At 63.7% G+C, this 11,419-nt stretch carries 9 protein-coding genes, 1 tRNA gene and 1 other RNA gene; 2 read left to right on the plus strand and 9 right to left on the minus strand.

Features of this window, described 5'->3' with window-relative positions; genetic code table 11:
* A partial coding sequence (gene pta / locus RMN95_RS01690; protein ID WP_309615234.1) for a phosphate acetyltransferase occupies positions 1-1,488 on the minus strand: 1,488 nt, incomplete at its 3' end.
* 97 nt (positions 1,489-1,585) lie between these two features.
* Positions 1,586-1,682: signal recognition particle sRNA small type (gene ffs, locus RMN95_RS01695), an RNA gene on the minus strand.
* Positions 1,683-1,764: 82 nt separating this feature from the next.
* Here ffs and RMN95_RS01700 point away from each other — a divergent pair.
* Positions 1,765-1,849 (plus strand) — tRNA-Ser (locus RMN95_RS01700).
* A gap of 66 nt (positions 1,850-1,915) precedes the next feature.
* Here RMN95_RS01700 and RMN95_RS01705 read toward each other — a convergent pair.
* Entirely contained in the window at positions 1,916-2,599 is a 684-nt protein-coding gene (locus tag RMN95_RS01705; RefSeq protein ID WP_309615235.1) for a hypothetical protein, read from the minus strand.
* A 335-nt stretch (positions 2,600-2,934) separates the two neighbouring features.
* On the opposite strand from RMN95_RS01705, the gene RMN95_RS01710 reads away from it, so the two are divergent.
* A complete protein-coding gene (locus RMN95_RS01710; protein ID WP_309615236.1) occupies positions 2,935-3,549 on the plus strand; it encodes a hypothetical protein in 615 nt (204 codons plus the stop codon).
* A gap of 23 nt (positions 3,550-3,572) precedes the next feature.
* Here the strand turns inward: RMN95_RS01710 and RMN95_RS01715 are convergent, their stop codons facing one another.
* From RMN95_RS01715 to RMN95_RS01740, 6 genes are all read right to left on the minus strand, one after another.
* A complete protein-coding gene (locus RMN95_RS01715) occupies positions 3,573-5,315 on the minus strand; it encodes a helicase HerA-like domain-containing protein (RefSeq protein WP_309615237.1) in 1,743 nt (580 codons plus the stop codon).
* A 240-nt stretch (positions 5,316-5,555) separates the two neighbouring features.
* Complete coding sequence (locus tag RMN95_RS01720; protein ID WP_309615238.1) at positions 5,556-6,827, minus strand: saccharopine dehydrogenase C-terminal domain-containing protein; 1,272 nt, start codon at positions 6,825-6,827, stop codon at positions 5,556-5,558.
* 9 nt (positions 6,828-6,836) lie between these two features.
* On the minus strand, positions 6,837-7,499 hold the full coding sequence (locus tag RMN95_RS01725) for a phosphatase PAP2 family protein (RefSeq protein WP_309615239.1): 663 nt from the start codon (positions 7,497-7,499) through the stop codon (positions 6,837-6,839).
* A gap of 80 nt (positions 7,500-7,579) precedes the next feature.
* A complete protein-coding gene (locus RMN95_RS01730; protein ID WP_309615240.1) occupies positions 7,580-8,719 on the minus strand; it encodes an ROK family transcriptional regulator in 1,140 nt (379 codons plus the stop codon).
* A 257-nt stretch (positions 8,720-8,976) separates the two neighbouring features.
* Positions 8,977-9,579, minus strand: coding sequence for a hypothetical protein (locus RMN95_RS01735; protein WP_309615241.1), 603 nt, complete (start codon positions 9,577-9,579; stop codon positions 8,977-8,979).
* Positions 9,521-11,419, minus strand: a 1,899-nt coding sequence (locus RMN95_RS01740; RefSeq protein ID WP_309615242.1) for an OmpL47-type beta-barrel domain-containing protein, incomplete at its 5' end; no start/stop codon positions are given. The genes RMN95_RS01735 and RMN95_RS01740, both read right to left, overlap by 59 nt.

Raw genomic sequence — 11,419 nt, forward strand, 5'->3', positions numbered from 1 at the left:
GGTGTGCGCGGCACCGGAGACCATGCCGTCGGCGAGACCGAGGTGCACCATCATGGTGCCGAAATACGACACATCCGTGACGATGTCACGCGCCGCTTCGACCGTCATCCCCTTATGCGCACGCAACCGTGCGTACTCTTCGGCGAAGCGCTCGCGCAGCTCTGGCGCCGTCGGGTCGAGCACGGCGGCGGCGGCAATGTCCACCCCGAGACCGGCGGCACGCGCCCGCACTTCGGTTTCGTCGCCGAGGATTGTCAAGTCGACGACATTGCGACGCAGCAGCGTGCCTGCGGCCTGCAGGATGCGGTCGTCAGAACCCTCGGGCAGCACGATGTGCTTGCGGCTCGACCGTGCGCGCTCCAGCAGGGCGTACTCGAACATCAGAGGGGTTACCGCACTCGATGTGCCAGCACCCAGCTCGGCGATGAGTATGCCCGAATCGACATGTTTCTCGAAGAGGGCAAGAGCGGTGTCGATTTTACGGTGGGATGTCGCGGTCAGCCGTCCGCGCGTTTGCACAATGTACTGCGCGGTGGGGTACGTTCCGTAGTCGGTACTGATGATGGGCAGATCCTGGTCGAGCCCCTCGATGAGGCGATCGATGATCGGGGACAATTCGAATCCACCGTTCAACACGATGCCGGCAAGCGACGGGAATGTTCCGGATGCGTGTGCCGTCAGTGCCGCGAGCAGCATCTCGCTGCGGTCACCAGGGATCACGACCACGCCGCCCTCGATGAGGCGCGGAAGCACGTTCTCCATCGACATCGCCGCGATCACGACGCCGAGGGATTCGCGAGCGAGCAGCGCTCTATCCCCCTTCAGCAGGGTGCCGTCCACGGCATCCATGATCGCCTCGACCGTCGGCGCGACCATGAAGGGATCCTCCGGTACGGCCCACGCCGGCACGTGCGCGGCGGTGCTGATCGCGCCTACGATCTCGTCAAGGTAGTCAGGATCTGCGCGGTTGGCGATGACGGCCAGGAGGCTGGCATGGGCGCCGGCCAGCTCGGGAAGGCTGAGTTCGGCCACCTGCCGCAGCTCGTCGGCGGTGCGGGCCCTCGACTCTGTCGGCTCGCGACCGGTGAGCACGAGCAGCACCGGCGCGCCGAGGTTTGCCGCAATGCGGGCGTTGAACCCGAGCTCCGTCGGCGTCGCGACATCGGTGTAGTCCGAGCCGACGATCACCACGGCATCGCACGTGCGCTCGATCGACTTGAATCGGTCGACAATACGCGAGAGGGCGGCATCCGGATCATCGTGTACGGCCTCGTAGCTGGTCCCGATGCACTCGTCGTACTCGAGGGTGACGCCGTCACGGCCGAGCAGCAACTCGAGCACGAAGTCAGGCTCGTCCGTGGATCGGGCGACCGGGCGGAACACGCCGACACGTTCGACGGTGCGCAGCAGAGTGTCGAGCACCCCCAACGCGATCGACGACTTGCCGGAGTGCCCTTCGGCCGAGGTGATGTAAATCGAACGAGCCATGTTTTCAGACTATTAGCTTGGAAGCTGTTTTCTCTGTGGGTCTCATACAAGGTTCCACGCAGTGGAACATCGGCCGCGCGAAGCGCTTGGCCGAAACTGTAAAAACTCCCCGCGCACCCGCCAGAGCCCGGTTACCCTTGCTACGTTTCCGTCCTGGGGGAGTTGGCCTGGGTGACGCCACGCGAGGAGCCATCACGATTGTAACCCGTGCGGCCGGGTGGGGCGATCTGCGGCTATGATTCCATGAGGTCATGGTGATTCGTGGATGACCGGCCAGGAGAATTCGCCTAGTGGCCTATGGCGCCAGCTTGGAAAGTTGGTTGGGTGCAAGCCCTCGGGGGTTCGAATCCCCCATTCTCCGCTCCCCGCTCACTGCTCCCTCATTCCCCGCTCACTGGGCTCGTCACCCATGCCAGCTGCCCGATTACTATTTGATCGACGTCGAGACCGCGACTTCCTGCTTCTTGTCATGATCCAGGTCGCCACTCGCATCGGACGGCGTAAGCGTCGCGGCAAACTCGATCTGCGAGCCGGCCTGGTAGAGGAAATTCTGGCCATACGAGAACGAAGTACCCGCCGGCCAAGCAAAGGGTGCCTCACCCTTGTTCGGAGCGATCGCTGTGTTGTTGATCTTCATCGATTCATCGAGCGCGAAGTCGGTGATATTGTCCATACCCTGCAGGTAAGGCCAGTCGGCGTAGCGCGCCGAAATCGCCACCAGGTTGTAGCTCAGCGGGATGTCGGCGGGCCCGGTATTCGTGAACACATAGTTGACATAGACGAGCTCGGCGCCGACCTCAATGATGGGTTTATTGGTGTCGGGGTTGACGAAGTTGCCGGGCTTGGTAGCCGCGACAGTACCGACCTGGTAGATCTCTACCTGGAAGTCGGTGCCCGCGATCGTGGTCAGAAGCTCACCGGGGTTGGTGACCGAGTTCGCCCACTCAGGCGAGTCACCCGCGGCCGTGGGGGTTGCAGTCTCTTCAGTGGCCGGAGCTCCAGTGGAGGCCGCCGTCGGGTTATCCGCGACGATCGGACCGGCGCACCCGATAAGGCCAGTCACCAGAACGGAGGCGATGAGCAGAGAAGCGACGGGACGTGAGTTTCGCATGAGTAGTAACCAATTTCTCGAATGAGGGACGAACCAGAGCCGGTTCATCCGGGCGTGTCCGGGAAACCGCCTTACTATGCGTCCCCCGCTTCAGCATAGATGAGCTGCTGACGATTTATCATGAACATGGGTCGTGCTGCCCCTCAACCTCAATTCGCTTCGGGGTAGACTTCCCGTTCCCCGCCCTTGTGTATAGTCGCTATAGACCACTTGATTTTTTGTCATAGCCCACGGGGGACTGTGATCGAGGTTGTCGGCGAAGCCACTGGCACGTTCGTGCGTATTTGCCGGCAGGCGGCGATCGGGATGCCCGGCACACTGACCTTGGAGACGTCATGACCGCCGCAGCGAAGCTTCGGCCACACTCGCACCTGTTCGGTCGCGGACTGACCGCCTGCCTGGTCTTCATGACCCCCGTGTTTTTGGTGCTGTACTTTCTCACCGTGCCAGTCGGTCCCTGGCGTGCTGTTCTCGTCGCGCAGATCGTCGCAACCCTGATCATTGGTTTCGCGTCGTTTCGCCTCCTCGCCGCCGCCATCTGGGTCGACCCCACCGGCATCGCCGAGCGCGGCTTCTTCCGGAGCAAAAAATACATTCCGCTATCCGCCATCGGCTCCATTGTCATGGCCGACCGGTTCGAACCTTCCCGACCGGCGGGCGTGCCCCAGCTCTACGTCTGCGACCACGACGGTAAACAGCTGATCAGGATGCGCGGTCAGTTCTGGTCACGCGCCAGCATGGAGATCGTGGCCGCCACGCTCGACGTGCCGTTCGTTCCGGTTGAGGACGCTCTCTCGACGCGGGAGATCAACGAGGAATTCCCCGGCCTCGGCTACTGGTTCGAGAGGCGGCCGGTGTTGGCGGCCCTGGTTTTCTCGATTGCTATCGCCGCCGTGGGCCTGCTCAGTTTCGCACTGCTGCGGCTTGCGGGCGTGCCCGTTGGCGCTTAGGCAGCGCGAGCAGATATCGACTACTAGCGGCGCTTGAGCGTCGAGAAGATGCCCCGCAGCACTTCCCGCACCACCGTCTGGCCGGCGCGGGATCCAAAAATATCCCCGATCGGGTTGCCCTGTGTTCTGGTGCTGGTTCGACTGGTGGTTCTGGGCTGCGACGTTCTTTCCATCGCGCGCGCTGCCTTGTCGTACTCAGCCTGAACCCTGGCCGCCTCCTTCGCCTGCTGGGCCGCGGCTGCCTGCGCGCCCACCTGGGCTTCGGCCGCCGCCGCAGCGTTCATCTTTACGGCGAGGATTTCGCGTGCTGACTCGCGATCAACGACGGTACCGAACTGCGACAGCAGTGGGCTCGCCGCGACGGTCGCCTGCATCGTTGCCGGGGGCGTCGGTGACATGGAACCCTGCGGCGCCCGAAGCCTGGTCCAGGCGACCGGAGATGGTGCACCCTTCTCATTCATCACGGTGATGATGGCCTCACCGGTCGCCAGCGTCGTGAGCACCTCTTTGAGGTCGTAACCAGACGTCGGGTAGGTCGAGACGGTGGCTTTGAGTGCCTTCGCGTCATCGGGGGTATGCGCCCGAAGCTGGTGCTGCACACGGGAGCCGATCTGGGCGAGAACCTCGCTCGGAACATCCTTCGGCGTTTGGGTCACAAAGAAAATGCCGACGCCTTTCGACCGGATAAGCCTGACCGTCTGGGTGATCGAGGCGATGAAGTCTTTGGATGCCCCATTGAATAGCAGGTGCGCCTCGTCGAAGAAGAACACCAGCTTGGGCTTATCAATGTCGCCCACCTCGGGCAGGTCGTTGTAGAGGTCGGCGAGTAGCCACATGAGGAATGTGGAGAATACCGCCGGCTTGTCTTGCACCCCGGGGATCTCGAGCAGGCTCACTATGCCCTTGCCCTCGGCGGTGGTGCGAAGAAACAGGCTCGTATCAATCTCGGGTTCACCGAAAAACACGTCGGCGCCCTGGTCGGCAAAACCGATCAGCTCCCGCAGGATCACGCCGGCGGTAGCGCTCGACAGCCCACCAAGGTTCTTGAGCTCTGCTTTACCCTCGTCGCTGGTGAGCCACTGAAGCACCGCGCGCAGGTCACTCAGGTCAACAAGCGGCAGCCCCGCGCTGTCCGCATAGTGAAAGACGAGGCTCAGACTCGACTCCTGGGTGTCATTGAGACCCAGCACCTTCGACATCAGCAGCGGGCCGAAACTCGACACGGTCGCCCGAATCGGAACGCCTGTGCCAAGACCTCCGAGCGTGAAATATTCGGTCGGGCTGGATGCCGCGGCCCAATGCTGCCCAATGCTGTCGGTGCGCTGCAGCAGTTTCGGGTTCGACTCCCCCGGGCTCGCAATCCCCGAGAGGTCGCCCTTGATGTCGGCTGCGAACACGGGAACCCCCGCCGCCGAGAGTTGCTCGGCCAGCACCTGCAGCGTCTTCGTCTTGCCGGTGCCCGTGGCGCCGGCAACCAGCCCGTGCCGGTTGACCATGGCGATCGGGATGCGGATGGGCACGTCGGAAAGCGGGTCACCGTTGACGAGGGCGCCCATTTCCAGTGCCAGCGCGTCGAAGGTGTAGCCGGCGCGAATGGTCTCGACCTGTGACGCTGACAGGGGGCCTTCGGTTGTCGAACTGGCGCTGGTGCTCGCGGCGGGCGGCGGCACCGGCTGTGATGTCGGCACCTGCTCGGCTGCGAGGGCGGCCTCGGCGTCGGCCAGGGCTTTTTTTGCTGCTTCGACCAGGGCTGCTGCATCCGTCATGCCGCCAGTTTATGGCGCAGACGCCTCTGTGATGTGGCGCTCGATACTGAATGTTTTGCTTCCGTCGGCGAACCACCCTGAGAAGCGGCTCCGCCAGGCGCCCACCTCCGGGTGCAGCACAACATTGTGTCAGTTCAGAGTGACGTCAGTCTGAACTGACATCACTCACATCGACACCCTGCTCGGCGCAGCGGAAGCGGTAGCCGTACCGGTAGCAGCGGCAGCAGCAGCGGCAGCGGCTTATGCCAGTCGGTCTTCCAACCCCCACGCTTGGCCGAAGCCGCCCTCGGCAACCGGCAGCGCCATCAGGTCAAGGAAGGGCTTCGCGTCGAACGCTTCGGGGCCGAGCACACCGGTGCCTGTCCACACCCCGGTGGCAAGCAACTCGAGTGCGATCACCGGGTTGAGGGCGGTCTGCCAGACCACACACTGCGCCTCATACTCGCCCATCGTCCACTCGTTGTCGCTGACGTGATAGAGATACACCTCGCGCGGCTCGCCATTGACTCCGGTGCCGGTGACCCACAGGCCCGCGCAGGTTTTGCCGGTCATCCGGGGGCCGAGCGTGGCCGGGTCAGGCAGCCCGGCGGCGACGACATCGCGCGGCGCAACCATCACGGGGCCATCCGCCGAACGCACACGAACCGGCTCGGTCTTGTCAAGGCCGAGCTGGTTGAGGGTTTTCAGAATCCCAATGAACTCGTCGCCGAGCCCGTATTTGAAGGTGACACGTTTGGCGTCGACCCACCGAGGCATGAGCAGCACTTCCTCGTGCTCGACGTTGACGCACTCGACGGGCCCAATTCCCTCCGGGAAGACGAACACCTCGGGCTCACTGAACGGCGCCGTCGTGTACCAGCCGCGATCTTTCTCCCAGATCACGGGTGGGTTCAGGCACTCCTCGATGGTGGTCCAGATGCTGAACGATGGTGCGAAGATCTCGTTGCCGGCCTCGTCGCGCACCACCAGGTTGGCACCGTCGCGGGTGCCGAGCTCATCGATCTCATTGAAGAGATGGTCGGCCGCGTAACGCGCAAATACGTCGCTGAGCCCGGGCTCCACTCCCATTCCGACGACGGCGAGGCGGCCAGCGGTTTCCCAATCCGGTGCCTGCGCAAATTGGTCGTCACCAAGTTTTACCCCGGTCTGGCTGTGCGGATCTGTGGGGTGAGGCTCGGAGAGGCTCATCGCCATGTCGAGGTAGTCGACGCCGGCGGCGAGCGCGCCCGCGAAGATGGTGGGCACGAATTTGGGCTCCACCGCGTTCATCACGTGGGTAGCGCCATGCTCAGTGGCGACGGATGCCACGTTGTCGGGGTCAGACGCGTCAATACGAGCCGCGACGAAACGTGCCCCCTGGTCGCCGTGCCGTGCGGTGATCCAGGCGATGGTGCGCTCGGCGCGGGAGAGGTCGTAATCGCTCACGATCATCGTTTCGAAGAAGTCGCGTCGAGCCGCAATTTTGGCGATCGCGTCACCGACGCCGCCAGCACCAACCAGGAGGATTTTCATAGTGTCACGCTATCGCGACGCGGCGGCAGGCGCACTCCACTCCTTCTGCAGCCGGGAGGCCAGCGGCGCCCACAGCAGCACGGCGACGGCCGCCCCCAGCAGCAGTCCGCCGATCGTATCGCTCAGCCAGTGAGCGCCGAGATAGGTGCGGCTCAGCAGCATCAGCACGACGTACGCCACGCCCGCCGCCCAGACCCACCGCCGTTGCAAAAGGATGGCCAGCGTCACCGCCATGGTCGCGGCGTTGGCGACGTGGCCGGAGGGGAAAGATCCAAAGTCGGCAGTCACGAGGATGTCCATGGGGCGCGCTCGACCGAACAGCGACTTAAGAAGCTGCACCATCCCAGCGCTCACCACAGTTGCCAGCACGAAATACACTGCCGACCACCGTTTTCTTGCGATGAGCAGGATGACCGCGATACCGATCGGCACCACGAAGACCCCGAACCACCCTCCGCCCAGAAAGTCCATCGCCAATGCCGGGACCGTCCAGAATGCCGTGCGATGTTCCACGAGTTCGCCGAGAAAGCTGACGTCGACGCCACCGGGGACTGTTCGCACGACCACCATCAGGCCGAGACCGAGCGCCAGCAGCACCGCGACCCCGCCGCTAATTACGGGCCAGCGGCGTGACACGCGCTTCGCTGTTTCGGGGCTAAGGGAGGTGGACATCCCTTCACGTTAGCCCCTGTGTCACTATCCGCAGACCCCTTGTGCTGGTTGGCAATAGGCCCCCCCGGCGCGGCGAATGACTAGGCGCGGGAGACACTCGCGGGATCCGCGAGAACCGACGCGAAGGCGAGCTCGGCAGCGCCCACCATCAGAATGTTTGATCCCAGGCTGGCGCGCATGATGTCCACACCATCCCGAGCGCCGCGCATGGCCCCGCCGCGGATCATTTCGTCGAGCTGCGTGGGTGCCACCCGGTAGAGCGATCCCAGGAAACCACCGAGAACGATGCGGCGCGGATTGAAGACGTTGATCGCATTTCGCAGAGCGATGGAGAGGAATCGTGCCTGCCGCTCGACGATTGCCACCAGCTCGACGGGCGGCTCCGGTCGGGCGAACGCGGCCACCAGCGCCTCCTCGAGTCGCTCGGCCTCGAGGTCGGTGAGACCGCAGGCGTCGAGCAATGGTCGGCGTGATACCTCCGTCTCGAGGCATCCCGTGGCCCCGCAATGACACATCGAGCCATTCGTGTTCACCAGAGTGTGACCGAGTTCGCCTGCGTATCCGTTCGCACCGGTAAGCAGGCTCCCGTCACTGATCACACCGCCGCCGATGCCACTCGCGCCACCATTGAGGTAGATCACGTCGTCGACATCGCGCGCCGCGCCGAACTTGCTCTCGGCGATCGCTCCGCACGCCGCATCGTTGGCGGAAAATACTGCGAATCCGGTTGACTCGGTGAGCATGGCTGCCAGCGGTTCATCGCGCCAACCGAGGTGAGGCGCGAGATCAACAAGTCCGTCGGAGCCGCGCACCAGTCCGGGGACCGCGAGGCCAATTCCGAGCGTTCTGAATTCTGCGTCGAGTTCGCCCCGCATTCCGGCAATGACAGCCGAAACGACGTTAACTACCTCGCGGGCGGTCGGCACCCGCACATTGTCGTACCGCACCCGTCGGATCACCGTGCCGCCGAGAGCCACGAGCCCGATGGTGACCGCGTCAAGTTCCGGGTTCACGCTGATGGCCACGGTACGCATATTCGGTTCGATAACGAGGCTCGGGCGACCAACCTGGTTGGTCTGCTGGGGCTCGGTCTCGAGCACGAGGCCGAGTTGCACCAGCTCTGAGACCAGCGCGGCGATCGTCGAACGATTGAGGCCGAGCTCCTTTGTGAGCTGGGCACGAGAAACGGTCCCACGCTCATGAACCAGACCCAGAACCATCGATAAGTTGTGACGACGAACATTATCGAGGTTATTGCCCCGTATGCTGGCCTTCACAACCCGGGACGCCGTTGATGGCGATGCATTCTCCTCCGGCACAACCTGACCCTTCCTCACCCGTGATTCCGGGGTTCTCGGACATCAGTCGACACGTGTGTGAGTAAAAAAATCCATCGGCAGTAGCGCGTGTTGGACCCCGGGCTGGCCAGCGTGTAACACAACAATACGCCTCCCCAGCGGCGCTGGACATTCGGTGATCACCCCAGTGCAGGGGAGCGTGCTGCTTTTCTCCAGCGTCGGCCTATCAACACCGCACTCATCACAATCCCGATCAAACCGATGACGAGAGGCAGAATGAAGTCCCCGCCGCTCGCCTCCGGGCCAGGCTCAGCGATCCCGTCCGCTAGCGCCTCGACGGGCGGGTCAACCACCGCAATCGTCAGCTCGGTGGTGACCGTGGCGGCGATAGGCACCGTCGTCGCCACGGTGATGGTCCACGCGCCGTCGGTGAGTACGGGCCCCGGTGTTGTCCAGATGCCAACACCCTGCCCGCTCGACACCAGCTCGATCGGTCCGACATCAGCCGAACCCGGCGACGATGCCCTGAGTACCGGATCGATGAGCGCGTCGACAGGATGCCCGTCCTCCTCGTAGCTCGCACTGATGTAGACCCCGCCGAGTCCGTCCTGGGACACCTGCAGCGCAATGCCCCCACCGTGCGCGGAAGCCGGGATAGCCGCACCGCCCGCGGCAAGCAGGATGGCGATCACCGCCACCAACCCTGTGCGCACCGGCCCCATGTCAGCGTCCTTCGGTGGCGCGTCGACGACGAATGAGCCGCGAACCAATGACCACGACACTGCCGAAGGCCACCAGCGCAAGTGCCAATGGCAACGCGCCACCGGCACCGGTGGCTCCGGTGGTAGCCAGCGGGGCACGGCCCGCCGGCCGTGCCGCGACACTGTCAGCAGCCGCAACCTGCAGAGGCCCGGATGCGGCCACGATTTGCCCCTGCACCGTGCGGATCTCTACATGATGGGTTCCGGCATCGAGAGTAAGGGGAACCTGGAAACTGAACGTCAAACCTCCCTGGACATTCGTGGTGACCGTTCCCATTTTTTGGGGGCTGGAGAGTAGCCAAACCTCATAGAGCGTGTCCGGGTCAAATCCCGTTCCCACCATGGTCCAGATGTCACCGACCTGCACTGTCGGGTCATCCACAACGACGGAGGGAGTGGACGGTTCCGGGTCAATCGCCTCGACCGAGATCTCTCCCGTGTCGCTCGTGTTACCTGCCGCATCGCGGGAGCGATAGGTGATCGTGCCCGCCTGGTCCCCCATCTCAACGGGAGTCGAGTACGTTCGCCAGGTGCCAGCCGGATCTGCTTCCCGTCGAAATTCGATCCGGTCGATCCCGCTTGACGCGTCCATCCCCGACAGCGTGATCGCACGGTCAACCTCGGCAGCAATCGCAGTCGGACGGACGGTGTCTCTTCGAATCGTGATGACACTCTGGGGTGATTCATTCGAGGCGATGTCAACCGCTTTAACAGTCACTACCATCGTTCCCTCCATCGCGATCTCGACCGGCGCGTTCATCCCCACGAAGTCACCATCACCGATGCGATACATCACCCTGACCTCGCCGGCGATCGTGCTTGCTGCCGTCGCCGACACGGTCACGGTAGACACCCACCAGCCGTGCTGACCGTCGGCGGTCGGGGGGCTCAGCGTTGGGATGACGGTGACAACCGGTTCCCCATCCCGAGGCGCCGCTGGAACGACCAGGGACGCGATCGCAGACTGGTTGCCTGCGACATCCGTCGTGCGATAGCGGACAGTTTGCTCATCGGTGGTCACCGCAACAGCGCCCGTGTATGCGGTCCAGTCGCCATCGTTGATGCGGTACTCCACGGCAGCGACACCGCTCATTGCATCCGCGCTGGCAATCGCGACGGTACGCAGTGCCGGATCGATATCGCCGATGATAAGCGTCGCGGACTGGGTGGGCAGCGTCTTATCGAGGGAGAACGAGAGTGGCGTTTCTGCGGTTGCGTCACCGTCCGAGGATGCCCGGTAGAGAAGCTGATGCGCGCCATCCGTAGTCACCCGCACCGGTGTCGTGTATTCGAGCCAACCACCATCGTCGAGGTTGTACTCACGGTAGACGGTGCCCGAGCCCCCCTCGGTGGCCAAGGTCACGGAGACATCCCCCGAATACCACGACTGGGCTCCGGATGGAGCCTCCGGTGCCAGCGTTGCCGTCACCGTGAGGGGGTCGGCGACCACCCGGAAATAGTCGAACAGTCCGGTGTGGGAGGTTGCCCCCTGTGCCGCATTTCCCAGGGCAAACAGGCCCACCCTGGCACTGGACAGCCCGGGACTACTGAACTCGCCGGTGATCCGGGTCCAGGTCGTGCCGTCGGGACTCGAGAAGCCCGTGTAGGTGGAGCCGACCTTGGCCAGTCGAAGGTACACAATCCCATTAGCGGGAGCTTCCGCGTTGGGCTGCGGATTCTGCACGATCCCGCCGATCTCACTGCGCATCTCCACGTTGCGCGCGAGCGTCGATCCGGCCGCATTGGTGGCAAGGATGTCGAGCTTCAGATAATTGGAGTCGTCGCCGTACAGTATGAGTCCGCCCTGCTGGTAGCGCCGGTCGAACGCCGAGGCGTCAACTCGAGTTTCGACGATCCAGTC

The organism is Salinibacterium sp. (genome assembly GCF_031364185.1).
GTDB lineage: Bacteria > Actinomycetota > Actinomycetes > Actinomycetales > Microbacteriaceae > Rhodoglobus.